The following is a 16194-nucleotide window of genomic DNA, read 5'->3' as shown; positions in this document are numbered from 1 at the left end:
GTGGCCTCAGCGCCGTTCCCGTGTGCTGCGAAGTTTCCTTCGTAGCGAGCCGCCCATTATAGCCGGCTTTTCCGCTTCGTCAACACCTTTTTTCAAGGCCGTCTCACCGGGGTGGACGTTGTTGCCGATGCTGCTTCGTCGTTGGACCCAAGGGCCTTTCGTCGTTGCGAGCCGCCTATTATGACGGACTTTTCGAGTCCGTCAACACCTTCGTTCGATCAACTCGTTCGTCGGTGGTGGCGTTGCTGTTCGCGTGACGTTTCCGAAGAAGCGATGCGCGGCAGCAAGGGAGCGAATTCTAGAGATCCTGCAGATTTCGTCAAGGCTTTTTTTGCAGGGTGATGACAGAAGCACCACGGCATCACGCATGACGTACGCTCGAAGATCACTGCGGCGTTGCCCGCGCGTTGCGCGGTCAACGCCGCAACCCCTATCAATGCAGGGATGCACAGTGGAGACAGAGCAATGAACATGCAGGTGCGGCACGCGTGGTGGCGCGACCTTTCGGTGCCGGCAATCGTCGCCGGCTTCATCACCGTGCTGGTCGGTTTCGCCAGTTCGGCGGTGATCGTGTTCCAGGCCGCACAGGCCGTGGGCGCTGATCAGGCGCAGATCGCCTCGTGGATGTGGGCGCTGGGACTGGGCATGGGCGTGACCTGCATCGGGCTGTCACTGCGTTATCGGGTACCGGTGGTGACGGCATGGTCGACACCGGGCGCGGCGATGCTGGTGGTCGGTGCTGGCGGCGCGTCGCTTTCTGAAGCCACCGGTGCATTCCTGCTTGCTGCGGTGCTGGGCATGCTGGCCGGGTTCTCCGGCATCTTCGCGCGGCTGATGCAACGGGTGCCGATGGCGCTGGCCGCCGGGATGCTGGCCGGGGTGCTGCTGCGCTTCGGCCTGGATGTGTTCGTAGCCATGAACACCCAGCTGTTGCTGGCGCTGGCGATGTTCGCCACCTGGCTGGCCGGGCGCCGCCTGTTCCCGCGCTATGCGGTCATTGCCACCCTGCTGGTCGGCATTGCGGTCGCGGCCAGCCGTGGCCTGCTGCACGCACAGCACGTGCAGCTGCAGCTGGCGGTACCGCAATGGGTGACCCCGTCATTGTCATGGACAGCGGTGGCTGGCATCGCCCTGCCCCTGTTCGTGGTCACCATGGCTTCGCAGAACATACCGGGCGTGGCAGTGATGCGCGCGTCCGGCTACGACGCCCCGGTGTCGCCGCTGATCGGGTGGGTCGGTGTGGTCAATACGCTGCTGGCGCCCTTCGGCGCCTATGCGCTCAACCTGGCGGCGATCACGGCGGCGATCTGCATGGGGCGCGATGCGCATGAGGATCCGGCGCGGCGCTATATCGCTGCGGTGGCCGCTGGCGCGTTCTACATCGTCATCGGTCTGTTCGGGGCTACCGTGGCCGCACTGTTCGCCGCCTTTCCGAAGGAACTGGTGGCCTGCGTGGCCGGTATCGCGTTGTTCGGCACCATCGCCAACAGCCTGGCCAGTGCGCTGGCAGTGGAGCGTGACCGCGAAGCCGCACTGGTCACCTTCCTGGTCACCGCCTCCGGCGTCTCCCTGGCCGGCATCGGCTCGGCGTTCTGGGGCCTGGTGGCCGGTGCGCTGTGCCTGCTGGTGCTGCGGCCGCGCCAGGGCCGCTGACCTGTCCTACCCCGCCAGTGCGGCGCCGACGGTGCTCAACACCACCGAGATGACGATGGCGACGAGTGTGGCGACCACGCTGGTGCCGCCGCGTGCGGTCAGCTCGCTGCGCAGCCGTGCGTCATCGCCGCCGCTGACGGCACGGGCCTGGGCGATCAGGCGCTGGCAGTGTGCCAGGTACCAGGTGTTGCCAAAGGTGCCGGTGGTGACGCTGAGCGCGATGGTGATGACCAGCGACACGCCTTCGGGCACATCCAGCAAGGTCTCCACCACGCTGATCAGCAGCAGCAGGCCGACCCACATTGCCGCCAGGCGATACATCCTGCGGTACATCATCCAGATCGGGCCGAGCAGGAAGGCCGGCCAGTGCCAGGTGCCACTGGCCGTGGCAATGCCCTGATCCAGCCGCCAGCGCTGGCGATAGATCGGGAAGTTGCCGCCGACCACGCTGGCGTACAAGGCCATCTCGCCCCTCCAGCCCCGCGGCGGCAGCGGTATCCGGTGCAGCGGCGGGTGCTCGATACGGATCGGACGGATCGCCGACACTTGGCGCAACGACCTCAACCGGTGGGGCTGTGTCGATATCCGGAGCCGGCGCCATCTCGATGGGCGTTGAATCCTGTTCCAGCTCCGCCAAGGGGCGCCACGAGGGCATGCCTTCGCGCCAGAGCAGCGTGCGTGCCGTCACCGTGCCGTCCTGCTGCAGGCGACGCAGGGCGGCCAGGTCCACCGGTCCTTCGCTCTGCCTGCTGTTGGCGTACCACCACTGTGCTTCCTGCATGAAAACGTCCTTGCTGCGTTGATTCGTTACCGGGTGACCGGTGTCCACGGTGCCGCTGACAATGTCTGAGACAGCACATGGCTGCCACCCGGCGGCAGGGTCACCACGTCGGGCCCGGCGTTGGCCGCTTCCAGGCAGACGTAGTCGCGCCAGCCCTCACCCACATCTGCCATCTTCGCTGCAGCCTCGGCACCGGGATTCCACGCCACCAGCGAGCGGCTTCCTTCCGTACGGATGTCGATGCGGCGTTTCAGCACCGGATCGCGCAGGACATAGTGACCCTTGGCCTGCGTGTAGATGCGGTCGCTGCGCCCGGGATCACGGGGATCGCGCAACGTCCAGGCGCCCTGCTGCCGACGCGGCGTCGCATAGTTCTCGAACTTGTCCAGATAGTCCAGCCCGTCCACGCCGTCCACATCCACCGCGCTGGCATCACCCACGCGGAAATAGTTGTGCAGCGCCTGGGTGATGCTGGCAGGGGAACTGCCGACGTTCTCGGTGATCAGTCGCTGGGTCAACTGGCGGCCTACGCGCACAGTCATCCGCAGCCGCAGGTCCAGGCTCTGCAGCACCGGGGGTGCCAGCGTGAGCTCGATGCTGCCGTCGTCCAGGCGACGGGCCTGTTGCAGCTCCCACGGCACGGTACGCACGAAACCGTGGGCGGGCACGTCGTTGCCCTGGCCCTGGCGGCCGAAGTACGGCCAGCAGACCGGGCTGCCTCCGCGGATCGGGGTGGGCAGTTCGGCGCGCCGGGGGGACAGCCACATCAGATCCGGCTGGCCCTTGGGCACGAAGGAAAGCAGCTGGCCGCCAAACACACTGACGGCCGCGCTGGCGTCAGCGGTTTCCACCAGCCAGGCATCGAGCCCTTGGTACTGCCCGCTGCGTACACCCTGGATCTGCTGCACGTGGGATCGACTCCGTATGGCCGGCGATTGCACGGCACTGTAGTTGCTGGGAAGCATGAAACGCGTGGGCACCGGCGCAGTGCGCGGCGCGTTCTGCAGAGTGCGAAGGATACGCTGTCCCGCGCGCCCATCTGCGTTGGCCCAGCCCAGACGCTGCTGCTCGACCTGGATCGCGCGACGCGTGGCCGTACCGATCATGCCGTCGGCGCTGCCGATGTCGTGGCCGCGGGCCAGCAGCAGGGTCTGCAGCTGGCGGCGCTCATCGCGGCCGATACCGGGATCATCGGTCGGCCAGGCCGTGGCCAGGCCCGTGCCGCCACGCAGCTGGTCGGCCAGCGTGGCGATCGCCAGCGCGTAGCTTTCGGCAGCGTTGTAGCTGTAGATCGCGTCGTAGTTGCGGAACACCAGCAACGCCGGGCCCTTGCTGCCCGCCGGCAGCAGCAGGGCCGCGCGCGCATCGGCAGGCAGATTGGCCGGGGCCAACGCGCTGCCATCCAATGCGGTCACACCCTGCGCACGCCAGTCGGCCAGCGCCCGACGCTGGGTGCGCCCGGCCTGGCTGGCGTCGAAACCGGGCGGGATACGCACTTCCATGCCCCACGGCTCTCCGCTGCGCCAGCCGGCGCGCTTGAGGTAATTGGCGGTGGAGGCCAGCGCATCGGGAATGCTGCCGACCAGATCGCGGCGGCCATCGCCATCACCGTCCACGGCGATGCGTGCATAGGTGCTGGGCATGAACTGCGTATGCCCGAAGGCGCCGGCCCAGGAACCGGTAAGCCCCTGTGCCTGCAGGTCGCCGCGGTCGATCAACTTGAGCAGGGCCAGCAGTTCACCGCGGAAGAAGGGCTGGCGGCGGCCGGCACAGGACAGCGTGGCCAGCGACTGCAGCAGCGGGCGCTTGCCGAACACACGGCCGTAGTCGCTCTCCACGCCCCAGACCGCGACGATGGTGGCCGGATCGACGCCGTACTGGGCCGACACCCGATCGAGCAGGGCCCGATGCCGCTGCAGCAGGACGCGCCCATCGTCCACGCGCTGGCGATCGACCAGCGCGGCCAGGTAGTCCCAGATCGGCGTGGTGAATTCCGGCTGCGCGTCGAGCAGGCCGAGCACGCTGGGATCGGGGGTGAGCCCGGCGGTAATCCCATTGAAGCGGTCGGCACTGATGCCCTGGCTGGCGGCTGTCGATTGCAGGACGGCCAGGCAGCGGCTGAAAGCGGGATCGCTGCTGGCCGCAGGCGCTGCTGTCGAAGCGGGTGCCGCGGCGAGCACGGCCGCCAGGCCGAGCGTGGTCAGAATGGGCATGGCGTCCTCCGTGTTGCCGTTGCAGGGCCATCTTAGGCGCAGCGTAGGCGAACCTGAAGCAGCGCCGGCGGGCGGCGGCTAAAGGGCGCGAAGCAGGCGCAGACCATAGGCCGGGCTTTCAGCATCCCAGCGCCGCACGACCTGCAGGCCCGCTGGCAGCAGCAACGCTTCGAAGCTGTCGTCGGTGTACTTGTGGCTGTATTCGACGCGGATCGGCTCGTCGGCCTCGAAGTGGAAGGTGCGGCCATCCAGGCGGACGTCCTGTGCGCGCTGGCTGACCAGATCGGTTTCGATGCGCAGCCGCGCGATGCTGTAGCGGGCGCGGTGGCGGAAACCGTCCAGATCGAAGTCGCTGCCGATCTCGCGGTTTAGGCGCGCCAGCAGGTTGAGGGTGAATGCAGCAGTGATGCCCTGCACATCGTTGTAGGCGGCTTCGATCAATGCCGGGTCCTTGTGCAGATCGATGCCGACCAGGGCCAGGCCATCGCGGCCCATCGTCTGGCGCATCGCGCGCAGCAGTGCGACGGCATCCTCTTCGACGAAATTGCCCAACGTCGAGCCCGGGAAGAACAACAGGCGCCGCGCGGGCTCGCGTTCCGGTGCCGGGACGGCGACCGCGCGGGTGAAGTCAGCACAGACCGGCAGCATCTCGACCTCCGGCAGCGCCGGGGCCAGATGGTCGATGCTGGACAGCAGCGCGGCGCGCGAGATCTCGATGGGGGTGTAGGCCACGGGGTCCTGCAGCGCCGCCAGCAGCAGCGCGGTCTTGCGGCCACTGCCGCTGCCCAGTTCCACCACATGAACATGCGGACCGACGCTGCGGGCGATGTCCGGCAGCGCCCGCGCCAGCAGCGCCAGCTCGGTACGCGTGGGGTAGTACTCGCAGGTCTGCGTGATCTGCTCGAACAGGCGTGAGCCGCGTGCATCGTAGAAATACTTGGATGGCAGCTGGCGCGGTGTGCGCGACAACCCGGCCACCACGTCGGTGAGGATCTGCTGGCGGCCGGGGGTGAGGTCGGTCAACGCCTGCAGCGCGTCGTGCACGGTGCTCATGTGAGGTCCCTGGCCAAGCGGAGTCCGGAGAACTGCCAGCGCGCCGGCGGCATGAAGAAATTGCGATAGCTGGCGCGCACATGGCCGCGTGGCGTGACGCAGCTGCCGCCGCGCAGCACCCATTGGCCGCACATGAACTTGCCGTTGTACTCACCGAGGTTGCCGGCGAACGGGCGGTAGCCGGGATAGGCGCCATACGCGCTATGAGTCCACTCCCAGACATCGCCGAACAGCTGGCGAAGGCCGCTGCCCTGCCCCGCCTGCGGGTGCAGGTGATCGTCATCGGCAAAGTGGCCCCGCACCGGCTGAGACGCGGCCGCGGCCTCCCACTCGAACTCGCTGGGCAGGCGTGCCCCGGCCCAGCGGGCACAGGCATCAGCCTCGAAGTAGCTGAGGTGGCAGACCGGCGCGTGCGGATCCAGTTCGCGCCAGCCGCCCAGGGTGTATTCGCGCTGCAGGGTGTCATCCCAGTACAGCGGGTGCTGCCAGTCCTCGGCTTCACGCAATGCCCAGCCTTCACTGAGCCACCAGCGCGGTTCGCGGTAGCCGCCGGCATCGATGAAGGCACGGTATTCGGCATTGCTGACGGGACGTTCGGCCAGAGCATGTGCGGGCAGCAGCACGCGGTGCGGCGGCGATTCGTTGTCGTAGGCAAACGCAGCGTGCTGCGGCCAGGCTGCAGCGCCGACGGTAACGATGCGCTCGGGTGATTCGATCCAGCCCTGTGCACTGGCAGCGCCAGGGGTGGTGGGCAGGTCCTCGCGGTAGGCCGGCTGCAGCGGATTGCACCAGAACGCGTGCTTGATGTCGGTCAACAACAACTCCTGATGCTGTTGTTCGTGCTGCAGGCCCAGCTGCAGGTTGTGCAGCGCGTGGGGGTCCAGGTCACCTGCCGATAGCCGCGACTGGACCTGTGCATCGACCTGCTGGCGATAGTCACGCACCTGCTGCAGCGAGGGCCGTGAGAGGAGGCCGCGCTGCGGCCGGGCATGGGCCGGGCCGATACTCTTGTAGTAGCTGTTGAACAGGTAGTCCCATGCAGGGTCATGCGCAGGAGCCGCCGGAAAGCCGGCCAGCACGAAGCGTTCGAAGAACCAGGTGGTGTGGGCCAGGTGCCACTTGCTGGGGCTGGCATCGGCCATGCTCTGCAGCATGGCGTCCTCGGCGCTGAGCGGGCCAGCCAGGTGCATGCTGCGCGCACGCACGCGTGCGAACTGGTGGGCGAGATCGTGCTGCGGGGCAGCGACGGCGGCGGGTACGCTGTCCATTTCGACAGCATCGGTGCCGGCGGGTGAGTGCGATGTCATGGTCCGGCGTCACTTCGTTCACATGGACGGGCCTGCCGCATTCAAGAAGCCGCCCCGAACGCCGCTAACGGCAATGCTGCGGCCGCGTCGTCACCGCACTGGACTTCCCGCGTGCCCCTGCATCCGCTCCGCCAGCCTGCGCATTACCTGTTCGTACTGCCCGCCGTGCTGGTTGCCGTGGTGTTGTGGGCGGCGTTGGGCAACGAAGACGTGGCCAGCCCAGCCCAATGCGTTCTGCCCTGGCTGCTGGCCTGCCTCGGTGCCGGCCTGGCCCTGCTCTACCACCAGGTGCGTGCGCTCTGCCTGCTGTTGGTGGTGGCACTCATGTTCGCGCTACTGCACCAGGATGTCGGCGGCTACCTGCGCAGCGGCCGTGTCGGCGCGCTGACACCGCTGCGCTTCCATGCCATCTCGGCGTGGCTGCCATTGCTGTTCGCCGGCCTGTCGTTGTGGCCGGAGCGTGGGCGGCGCAGGCACGACCTGCTGTTGCGCTCCGTCGCCAGCAGTACGGCATTGCTGATCTTCCTGCTGCTGGCCGCGCAGCAGCCGCGCGGCATGCATGATCTGCTGTCGAACCGTCATTGGGCGTGGATCCCGGCCGACTGGAACGCGCTGGCGCAGCTGCCGGCGCTGCTGTTCCTGCTGGCCACGGCGGCGCTGGGTTGCCAGGCATGGCGGCATCCGCGGCCGCTGCACACGGCTATGCTGCTGGCGCTGCTGTGCCTGTGGTGGATGCTGCCACGGGTGTTCCTGCAGCCGGTGCTGCTGCCGGCACTGGCCAGTGCGGCCCTGCTGCTGATGCTGGGCGCGATGCTGCAGGAGTCCTTCCATATGGCCTTCCGGGATGAGCTGACCGACCTCCCGGGGCGCCGCGCCTTCAATGAGACCCTGCAACGGGCGCGCGGCATCTACAGCATCGCGATGGTGGACGTGGACCACTTCAAATCGTTCAACGACACCCACGGCCACGACACCGGTGACGACGTGCTGCGGCTGGTGGCCTCCCGCCTGGCGCGGGTGGGTGACGGTGGCCGTGCGTTCCGCTACGGCGGCGAGGAATTCGCGGTAGTGTTCCTGGGCCAGCCGGCCGACGCCTGCGTGGATGCCGTGGAAGCCTTGCGGCAGAGCATCGAGGACACCCGCATGCAGCTGCGCGACCGCAGCACCCGCAGCCGCGACGATGACGCCGGGCGTCAGCAACGCGGGCGCGGCGGCAGCGGCCCGGTCGTGCAGGTGACAGTGAGCATCGGCCTGGCCGACAGCCGTGTGGACCCGCGCCCGGCGGCGGTGGTCAAGGCCGCCGACCGGGCGCTGTACGCCGCCAAGGACGGCGGCCGCAACCAGGTCCGGGCGAACGCCGGACAGCGGGCTGAGGCTCAGACCGCGTCGAGGTAGTACCAGCGACCGTCGATGCGCAGGAAGCGGCTGTGTTCGGTCATCTTCACCGCGCTGCCGCCGCCTACCCGGTAGCGGGCGGTGAACCTCACCTGGGCGCTGTCAGCGCCGGTGACGGTGTGCTCATGGACGGTCAGGCCCAGCCAGTGCGTACGCTGCCCGGGCGCGTCATCCAGCGACAACTCGACCGGACGCGTGTCCGGATGCCAGCTCTGGCGCAGGTAGTCTGCCAGGCCCCGCACGTACGCGCTGTAGCGTGAACGCATGAGGCGTTCGGCGTCGGGGACGGTGTCGCCGGCATGGAAACGGCCACAGCAGGCGGCGTATTCCGCGGGTAGCCCGCAGGGACAGGGATCGGCAGGTTTTCGGCTCATGCGCGCATTGTCGCGCGGGACGCCGCCAGCATCCATCGGCGAAGGGCGTATGCTGTCGCGCCCCCACCTTGATTGATCGCCGTGCTGGAACTGGTTCCCCCTGAGTTGTGGTGGCTGGTGGTGATCGCTTTCATCGCCGGTCTTGTGGATGCCGCCGTCGGTGGCGGTGGCCTGGTGCAGCTGCCGGGACTGTTCACGGTGCTGCCGCAGCAGACGCCGGCGATGCTGTTTGGTACCAACAAGTTCAGTTCGATGTTCGGTACCGGTGCAGCGGCCTGGCGCTATGCGCGCAACGTGCGCTTCCCGTGGAAGCCGGTGCTGTTCGCCGCAGGGACCGCCTTCGTGTTTTCCTTCGCCGGGGCCACCGCAGTGAGCCTGCTGCCCAAGGATGCGGTGCGGCCGCTGGTGCTGGTGCTGCTGATCGCGATGCTGGCCTACACACTGTGGAAGAAGGACTTCGGCGCGCTGCACCGGCCGCAGCAGATCGGCCGCCGTGAACTGGTGATCGCGCTGGCGATCGGTGCGGCGATCGGCTTCTATGACGGCTTCTTCGGGCCGGGCACCGGCAGCTTCCTGATCTTCCTGTTCGTGCGCTTCTTCGGCCTGGATTTCCTGCGCGCCTCGGCGGCGTCGAAGGTGGTGAACCTGGCCACCAACATGGCAGCGATCTCGTTCTTCGTGCCGACCGGCAACATCCTGTGGCTGTTCGCGCTGCCGATGGCGGCAGCCAACATCATCGGCTCGGTGGTGGGCACGCGGTTGGCGCTGAAGGGCGGTACGCCGTTCATCCGCAAGCTGTTCGTGGGGCTGGTCGTGGTGCTGATCGCGCGGATGGCGTGGGATACGTTGCGCGGTGCGTGAATGCGCCTTATGACCCGGTAGGTGCCAACCTTGGTTGGCACACGGTTTCCCATCGCGAAGAGCAGCCGAGCATGGCTCGGCTCTACAGGTAGATGGACCGAGGCGCTCAGGCCTCGGCTTCCTCCGGTTCGTTGGCCTGCTGGCGGCTGCGCTCGGGCAGCTTCAGGCGCTTGCCTTCCTCGTCGTACTCGATCAGCAGCACGCCGGAGTCGTGGCGGCCGCTGATCTCGACGAAGCAGGCGCCACCGATGAATGGTTCCAGCGTCATCACCGACTTCAGCGGGGTGGCGACCACCATCTGGAAGCCGAAGTTGTCGAAGATGTTCATCGCCAGCGCAGTGAACTCGTTGTCGGCCTTGTCGAAGGCCTCGTCGAGCACGACGGCGGCGTAGCTGGGCAGCTGGCTGTCGGCGCCGCCGAGCTGGTAGCGCAGCGCCGCGGCCAGGCAGGTGGTGGCCAGCTTCTGGCGCTGGCCACCGGACTTGCCGGCGCCGCTGCGGTAGATCTCGACCTGCTGGCGCGTTTCCGCGTCCAGCTCGACGCCGATGAACTCCACGTGCATGCGTACGTCCAGCACCAGTTCGCGCCAGCGCTTGTCTTCGCCCTCCTGCGAACCCAGGCGGTTGACCAGCTGGCGCAGCACAGTGAACTGCGATTCGGCCAGTTCGCGCTGCTCGGTCTGCTGCTGCGACAGCACCTCGCGCAGCTGCTGCTGGAACTCGCCGACTTCCGGCAGGCGACGGTCACTCAGTTCGATGGTCAGCAGCGTGCCACGGTTGAACGGCACCTGTTCCAGGCTGGCGTTCACTTCATCCAGGCGCTGGCCGATCGACTTGCGGGCCTCGGCACTGTGGCGCTGCAGCGCCAGCAGGTTGTTCTTGCTCTGGTTCTGCAGCAGGTCGAAGAAGCGCTCTTCGTGCTGCGGCAGGCCGTCTCGCTCCAGGCGCTCCAGCCGGGCGAGGAAGTCCTCGGCCGAGGCCACCGACACAGTGAAATCGCCCGATTCCTCCGGCCATTGCTGGATGAAGCGGCGGAAGCAACCGACCAGCTGGTTCTCGATGCGGTTGAGATCCTGCTGTGAGGACGACAGCTGCTCGTTCAGTGCGTTGCTGACCTGACGCATGTGCGCTTCCAGCGTTTCCAGGCTGAGCGGGCCCTGCTCCTGCAGGCGCTCGGCCAGGCCGGCTTCCTGCTCCTGGGCCAGGGTGGGCAGCACCAGCGCGCGGCTCTGCTGGCGCGCGCGGTCGAGGCGATCGCGCTCCTTGACCAGCTGTCCACGCTCGACGCGGACGTCTTCATAGGTGCGGCGGGATTGTTCGATGTCGGCGCGCACGGCGTCGATCTGCTTGGCCAGCTTGGCCAGGTCGGCGTTGCCTTCGCGCAGGTCGCGCAGCGTCGCTTCGATATCGCTCAGGCGCTGCTGCGGGGCAGCGATGTCGATCTCGTTCCAGTTGATGCTGACCAGCTCGTGGCAGGCCAGGCGACGTTCATTGTCGCGGTCACGCTGGCCACGCAGGCGCGCGATGTCGGTCTCGCAGCCAGCAATGCGCTTGGCCAGTTCCTGCGCCTCGCGCTCGAAGGCGCCCACCTTGTCGTGGTTGTTGAAGCCGAGGATCCAGCGGCGGCGGTCGCCCACCGCACTGCGGTCGTCCTTCTCGAAACGGTCGCCCGGGTGCTTGACCTGACCTTCGCGGGTGATGCCGCGGTCGACGTTGCGCAGCTGCTTGGCATCCACGCACTCGTAGTCGAAGCGCTTGCCCAGTTCACGGCGCAGCCAGCCTTCGAACACATGCTCGCGCAGTTCCAGCTTGTGCAGCAGCGACCTGGCCGAGGGCTCCCGGGCGAACGCCTCATCATTGCGGCGTACGCGGTAGTAGGTGAAGCGCATGCCCAGGTGGGTACGGTTCACCCACTCGGCCACCTCGTTGTAGTGCTTGTCATCGACCAGCAGCGACAATGCGAAGCCACCCAGCACGCGTTCGATGGCGCCCTGCCAGCCCTGTTCCTCCGAGCGGACCTGGATCAGCTCGCCGACGAACGGCAGTGCCGCTTCGGCGATGCCGGTTTCTTCGGCCAGGCGCGCGCGCAGCTTCTGCATCGGCGCCGGGATGTTGGACGGCGTGCGCTGCATCGCTTCGAGTTCGGCACGGACTTCGCCGAAACGGCGCTCGTCATCGCGCTTGCCACCCAGGCGATCACTGATCGCGTCGTCCAATGCCGAAGAGGCACGCTGGCGATCCTGCAGCTCGTTCTGTGCGCGCTCGACCAGTTCGGCGAAGCCGTGGGCGTCGTCCGGCAGTTCGGCCCCCAGCTGCTGCGCCGCCTGGCGTGCCTGCTCGCGCTTGGCCTGGCGGCGGTCGCGCTCGGCTTCGGCACGGCCCTGCTCGCGCTCCAGTTCCTCGATGCGCTCACCGCCCTGCTGGCGACGCTGCAGTTCCAGTTCGGCCAGGCGTTCGGTGTGGTTGTCGAGTGCGGCACGGCGCTGGGCTTCTTCGCCGAGCAGGCCACGGTCACGCACGTCCATCTCGCGCAGGCGCGCTTCGATCAGCGCCTGGCGGCGGCTTTCGCGGAAGCTGTCGACGCCGAGCTTCAGCGCTTCGTCGTCGCCGCGCTGGCGGTGCATTTCCTTCAGATCGTTGTAGTAGGCGCGTGCCGGCAACAGGGTTTCCACCTGGCGGCGGGCGGTAACCACAGCCTGGTGCGCGCCATCGAGCTCGGCGAAGTCGCTGACCAGGCGCTCGGCGGCGTCGAAAGTCTTCGGCGTGTCGAGCATGAAGTCGCGCAGGAAGACGTTGAGGTCGCCCAGGTTCTTGGCCGACTGCGTCTTGTGCAGCAGGCGCAGCGCCATCTCGTTGTCGATGCCGAGCAGGTCGCGGAAGCGCTCGGCGTAGCCGGAGAAGGTGTCGAAGTGGTGCAGGTCGGCCAGCTTCTGCTTGAGCTTGCGCAGGTCCAGGTCGAAGCCGCCGAGATCCTTGGCGATGTCGAACGGACGCTCGGCGATCATGTAGTGCTTGCGCACATCACCGGCCGAGGTGCCGTTGCCGGAGATCCACAGCAGGCGCACCAGGCTGACCACGCGGCCATCGCCGGCGCGGTATTCCAGCACCAGTGCGGTCCAGGTCGCGCCCTTGCGCAGGTACTGGGTGGCGATTTCGCCGGTGCCGCTGTCCTGCTGGTCGGCCCACGCGCCACGCACGTAGGACACCAGGTTGCGGTCGCGGCCACTGCGCTCGGCTTCACGCGCGGCGGCGTTGAAGTCGACGATGGCCGGCGGCGTCAGCAGTGCGGACATGGCATCGAGCAGGGTCGACTTGCCCGAGCCGGAGCGGCCGACGAACAGGAAGCCGCGCTCGGCGATCGGCACCTCGGTCAGGCCGTTGAAGGTGCCCCAGTTGTGCACCTGCAGGCGGCGCATGCGGAACTGCTGCAGGCGCGGGTCCGGCAGGCCTTCGTTGAACAGGGCGGGAGTGTGCTTGGAGATAGCCATGCGATGGTCGGGTCTCTCAGGCCTCGGCGGCCGGGGTTTCACGCAGCTGGCGGTAGACCGCCGAAAGCTGGGACACGTCTTCGGCGGAGAACAGCAGCTTCAGCGCCGGCGAGACTTCGTGGCGGTCTTCCTGGCCGCTGAGGCGGGTCAGGATGTGGTTGTCCTTCATCTTCTGCACCGCCGAAGCGACACGGCGATTGAAGCCGGCGCGGTCGGTGGACAGGTTCTTCTCATAGATGGCCAGCGCCTCGGCCATCTCGGCGTCGGCGACCACCGCGCGGTTGCCGCGCGCATCGGCCTCGGCCAGCTGCTGGCGCAGGTACAGCAGCAGCACCGAGTCGATGAAGGTCAGCGGCGAGGTGCGCAGCAGCACCGGCGCGTCAACGTCTTCGGTATCGGCCTGGCGGGTGAACGCCACGCCGCTGTCACGGTCCAGCACCAGTTCCAGGAACAGGTCGGCCAGCGACGAGCGGATGGCGGCCTCGCTGCGGATCAGCGCCGGCCACAGCTTGGCGTGGCGCAGCTGGTCGATGCTGGGGCCGATCAGCAACTGGCACAGCGCGCGGCGCGCGTCCAGCGGCAGGCGCCCGGTGTCGCCCAGGTAATACACGTCGTTGCCACGGCGGGGCTGCGCCACGGCCGCCACCGGCTCGGCCTCATAGGCGTCTTCTGCCACGTCGGCCTGCGCTGCGTCGATGGGATCTTCATGCCAGCTCATGGCGTCTCTCCTGGGTGAACCAAACCAGCGGGATGCGGGCACGACGGATCTGGCCGTCGCCACCACGCCATTGCGCAAGCTCCTGCTCGCCGGCGACCACGTTGCCGAAGCGCGTGCCCAGCGACAGGTAGCCGATGACGCTGCCGAGCCCCTGCGGCGCTTCGCGCTGCGACAGGGCCTGGGCGATGCTGAGCCGCGGCTGTGCATCGAGCAGGTCGTGCAGGTCGCGGCGCAGGGTACGGAAGTCGATTTCAGACGAGGCGACCAGATCGCCGACGCTTTCCAGGCTGATGGCCGCAGCATCGTTGTACTCGACGTTGCCATCGACCTGGGCGCTGCGCGGATCGTGCAGCTTCCACTGCGACCACGAGCGCAGGCGGCTGGTGGTCAGCTGCAGGTCGCGGCCGATGCCGCGTTGCGCGGGGAATTCATCACGCAGTGCCAGCGCTTCGGACTGCGCCTGCTTCAGCAGCTGGTTGAGGCGTCGCTGCTCCAGATAACCACGGCTCTGCACGAAGCCGCGCAGGCTGCGCGCGAAGTTCTGCAGCACGTCGTGCACCTGGCCACCGCGCTCGAGCATGGTGCTGGTGAAACCGCGCAGGAAGTTGCGTTCGTTGCGGTCCAGGCGGCGGGCAAAGCCACGCGCCAGCACCGCTTCCAGGGCGGCATCGAGCTGGGCGCTCTGCTCGGCATCGTTGAGCAGCCGCCAGAACGCCTGGAAACTGCGCCCGGCATCGCTTTCGCCGATCACGTCCACGCCTTCGAACAGCTGCGACAGCACATCGCCGCGCTCGCCCTCATCGTCGATGATGCGTTCGCGGAAATCGCGGTTGAGCTGCTCGAAGTCGTCGCGCACGCGGCGGAAGTCTTCGGTCAGTTCGTCGGCTAGGCCGATGATCTGGCGTGCGCGTTCCAGCGCGCGCTTGCCGTCCAGCGCGATCACGCGGCCGGCGCCGACGCGGGCGATCTCGGCGTCGATGCGGTCACGCTCGTCGCGCAGTGCTGACAGGCGTGCATCCGGGTCGGACTCGGTCTGCGCGGCCAGCTGCGACAGCTGCTCGATGACCAGTGCCAGGCGGCTTTCGGTGGCGGCCACACGGGCCTGCTCGAGGCCGTCGGCGAATCGGATCGCCTGCAGTGCCGCGGTCGACAGCTCGTACTGCTCCTGGTCGGCACCGTCGGGCAGGCGTCGTTCCAGCCAGCCCTGGGCCAGCCAGTGTGCGATATACGCCTGCGCGGTACGCGGCAGCTCGCGCGACAGTTCATCGCCGTTGAGCTGGTCCAGCGCGCGTTGCAGGCGCTCGTTGAGCACCGACGAAGGCAGCGTGCGCTCGCCGTCCATCAGCAGCCCCTGCAGCAGGCCGATGATTTCCGGAGCGTGGTCGGCGGCGAGCAGCTTCCACTGGGGCTGTTCGCGCAGATGGCGGTAACGGGAGATGCGTTCGCGGTGCTTCATGCAGCGAAAGGAGTCATGAGGGCTGGCGGGGACGAGCAGCCGCCCGCGGCGGCCGCGCGGGCAGCCGTGGGCATGCCGGCCCGCAGAGGCCGGCGGAGTGCGGTCAAGCGGCTCAGCGCTTGCCGCCCACTTCGATGAAGCGCAGGAACTCGGCGCGGGTACGCGCGTCGTCGCGGAAGCTGCCCAGCATCTTGGAGGTGACCATGCTGACGCCGCGCTTGTGGATGCCGCGGGTGGTCATGCATTCATGGGCGCCTTCGACGACCACGCCGACGCCGATCGGCTGCAACACATCCTGGATGCACTGGGCGATCTGCGCGGTCATCTTCTCCTGCACCTGGAAACGGCGGGCGTAGGCCTCGACGACACGGGCCAGCTTGCTGATGCCCACCACCTTGCCGGCCGGCAGATAGCCGACGTGCACGCGGCCGATGATCGGCGCCATGTGGTGTTCGCAGTGGCTTTCGTACTCGATGTCGCGCAGGACGATCAGTTCGTCGTAGCCGGCCACTTCCTCGAAGGTCCGCTCCATGTAGGCGCGCGGGTCGTCGCGGTAACCGCTGAACCAGTCGCCATAGGCTTCGGCGACGCGGCGGGGGGTATCCAGCAGGCCTTCACGGGACGGGTCCTCACCGGCCCAGCGCAGCAGGGTGCGCACGGCATCCTCGGCCTGGTCCTGGGTCACGTCGCCCTGCGGGGCGGCCTTTTCGTTGTTCTTGCTCATTGCGTACAGCGTCCCGAACGGGGGGCGAGCATCGTACCCGACCGGGGGGTGGGTCGTCCTGTGGGGACGGTTCATCGGGGGTCGTTGTTGGCGCGTCGTTGCTGCTGAGCGAGAGGGGGAAGGGGGCAGGCCGGGCAGGACACGCCGCAAGTACGTCCCTGTAGGCTCGGCC

11 protein-coding genes and 1 pseudogene are annotated in these 16194 nt (G+C 67.8%); 3 read left to right on the top strand and 9 right to left on the bottom strand.

The window, feature by feature from the left end; translation table 11 throughout:
* Nucleotides 1–465: 465 nt before the first annotated feature.
* Nucleotides 466–1653, top strand: coding sequence for a benzoate/H(+) symporter BenE family transporter (locus ARC23_RS19140; RefSeq protein ID WP_057498657.1), 1188 nt, complete (start codon nucleotides 466–468; stop codon nucleotides 1651–1653).
* 6 nt (nucleotides 1654–1659) lie between these two features.
* On the opposite strand, the pseudogene ARC23_RS21360 reads toward ARC23_RS19140, so the two are convergent.
* The 4 genes and pseudogenes from ARC23_RS21360 to egtB all read right to left on the bottom strand — a co-directional run bounded on the left by ARC23_RS21360 (nucleotide 1660) and on the right by egtB (nucleotide 6968).
* Nucleotides 1660–2434, bottom strand: a pseudogene (locus ARC23_RS21360) (DUF2628 domain-containing protein).
* 26 nt (nucleotides 2435–2460) lie between these two features.
* Nucleotides 2461–4647: a lytic murein transglycosylase gene (locus ARC23_RS19130; protein WP_238985276.1), complete on the bottom strand. Its 2187-nt coding sequence runs from the start codon at nucleotides 4645–4647 to the stop codon at nucleotides 2461–2463.
* 78 nt (nucleotides 4648–4725) lie between these two features.
* A complete protein-coding gene (gene egtD / locus ARC23_RS19125; protein ID WP_057498656.1) occupies nucleotides 4726–5700 on the bottom strand; it encodes an L-histidine N(alpha)-methyltransferase in 975 nt (324 codons plus the stop codon).
* Nucleotides 5697–6968 (bottom strand): ergothioneine biosynthesis protein EgtB, encoded by a 1272-nt coding sequence (gene egtB / locus ARC23_RS19120; RefSeq protein ID WP_057498655.1) that lies wholly within the window; start codon nucleotides 6966–6968, stop codon nucleotides 5697–5699. The genes egtD and egtB overlap by 4 nt, the downstream gene beginning before the upstream one ends.
* A gap of 150 nt (nucleotides 6969–7118) precedes the next feature.
* On the opposite strand from egtB, the gene ARC23_RS19115 reads away from it, so the two are divergent.
* Nucleotides 7119–8402, top strand: a complete 1284-nt coding sequence (locus ARC23_RS19115) for a GGDEF domain-containing protein (protein WP_057498654.1) — start codon at nucleotides 7119–7121, stop codon at nucleotides 8400–8402.
* Here the strand turns inward: ARC23_RS19115 and ARC23_RS19110 are convergent.
* Nucleotides 8384–8776: a YchJ family protein gene (locus ARC23_RS19110; protein WP_057498658.1), complete on the bottom strand. Its 393-nt coding sequence runs from the start codon at nucleotides 8774–8776 to the stop codon at nucleotides 8384–8386. The genes ARC23_RS19115 and ARC23_RS19110 overlap by 19 nt on opposite strands.
* A gap of 81 nt (nucleotides 8777–8857) precedes the next feature.
* On the opposite strand from ARC23_RS19110, the gene ARC23_RS19105 reads away from it, so the two are divergent.
* A complete protein-coding gene (locus ARC23_RS19105) occupies nucleotides 8858–9637 on the top strand; it encodes a sulfite exporter TauE/SafE family protein (protein ID WP_057498653.1) in 780 nt (259 codons plus the stop codon).
* A 106-nt stretch (nucleotides 9638–9743) separates the two neighbouring features.
* Here the strand turns inward: ARC23_RS19105 and ARC23_RS19100 are convergent, their stop codons facing one another.
* The 4 genes from ARC23_RS19100 to folE form a co-directional block, all read right to left on the bottom strand.
* Nucleotides 9744–13124, bottom strand: a complete 3381-nt coding sequence (locus tag ARC23_RS19100; RefSeq protein WP_057498652.1) for an ATP-binding protein — start codon at nucleotides 13122–13124, stop codon at nucleotides 9744–9746.
* Nucleotides 13125–13140: 16 nt separating this feature from the next.
* Entirely contained in the window at nucleotides 13141–13842 is a 702-nt protein-coding gene (locus tag ARC23_RS19095) for a DUF4194 domain-containing protein (protein WP_005411692.1), read from the bottom strand.
* Nucleotides 13829–15298, bottom strand: a complete 1470-nt coding sequence (locus tag ARC23_RS19090; protein WP_057498651.1) for a DUF3375 domain-containing protein — start codon at nucleotides 15296–15298, stop codon at nucleotides 13829–13831. The genes ARC23_RS19095 and ARC23_RS19090 overlap by 14 nt, the downstream gene beginning before the upstream one ends.
* Before the next feature lie 112 nt (nucleotides 15299–15410).
* Nucleotides 15411–16022 carry a GTP cyclohydrolase I FolE gene (gene folE, locus ARC23_RS19085; protein WP_004141296.1) on the bottom strand — a complete coding sequence of 204 codons (612 nt, stop codon included), beginning with the start codon at nucleotides 16020–16022 and terminating at the stop codon, nucleotides 15411–15413.
* Nucleotides 16023–16194 lie beyond the last annotated feature (172 nt).

Origin of the sequence: Stenotrophomonas beteli, assembly GCF_001431665.1 — a bacterium.
In the GTDB taxonomy this organism is placed as follows: Bacteria; Pseudomonadota; Gammaproteobacteria; order Xanthomonadales; family Xanthomonadaceae; genus Stenotrophomonas; species Stenotrophomonas beteli.
The sequence above is the reverse complement of the archived record's forward strand: the minus strand, read 5'-3'. Positions and strand labels throughout refer to the sequence as shown.

What these genes read in the sequence shown, in the direction of transcription:
- egtD (WP_057498656.1), bottom strand. Translation starts at nt 5,700, where the DNA reads ATGAGCACCGTGCACGACGCGCTGCAGGCGTTGACCGACCTCACCCCC.
- ARC23_RS19095 (WP_005411692.1), bottom strand. Translation starts at nt 13,842, where the DNA reads ATGAGCTGGCATGAAGATCCCATCGACGCAGCGCAGGCCGACGTGGCA.
- ARC23_RS19090 (WP_057498651.1), bottom strand. Translation starts at nt 15,298, where the DNA reads ATGAAGCACCGCGAACGCATCTCCCGTTACCGCCATCTGCGCGAACAG.
- folE (WP_004141296.1), bottom strand. Translation starts at nt 16,022, where the DNA reads ATGAGCAAGAACAACGAAAAGGCCGCCCCGCAGGGCGACGTGACCCAG.
- ARC23_RS19140 (WP_057498657.1), top strand. Translation starts at nt 466, where the DNA reads ATGAACATGCAGGTGCGGCACGCGTGGTGGCGCGACCTTTCGGTGCCG.
- ARC23_RS19110 (WP_057498658.1), bottom strand. Translation starts at nt 8,776, where the DNA reads ATGAGCCGAAAACCTGCCGATCCCTGTCCCTGCGGGCTACCCGCGGAA.
- ARC23_RS19130 (WP_238985276.1), bottom strand. Translation starts at nt 4,647, where the DNA reads ATGCCCATTCTGACCACGCTCGGCCTGGCGGCCGTGCTCGCCGCGGCA.
- ARC23_RS19100 (WP_057498652.1), bottom strand. Translation starts at nt 13,124, where the DNA reads ATGGCTATCTCCAAGCACACTCCCGCCCTGTTCAACGAAGGCCTGCCG.
- egtB (WP_057498655.1), bottom strand. Translation starts at nt 6,968, where the DNA reads ATGGACAGCGTACCCGCCGCCGTCGCTGCCCCGCAGCACGATCTCGCC.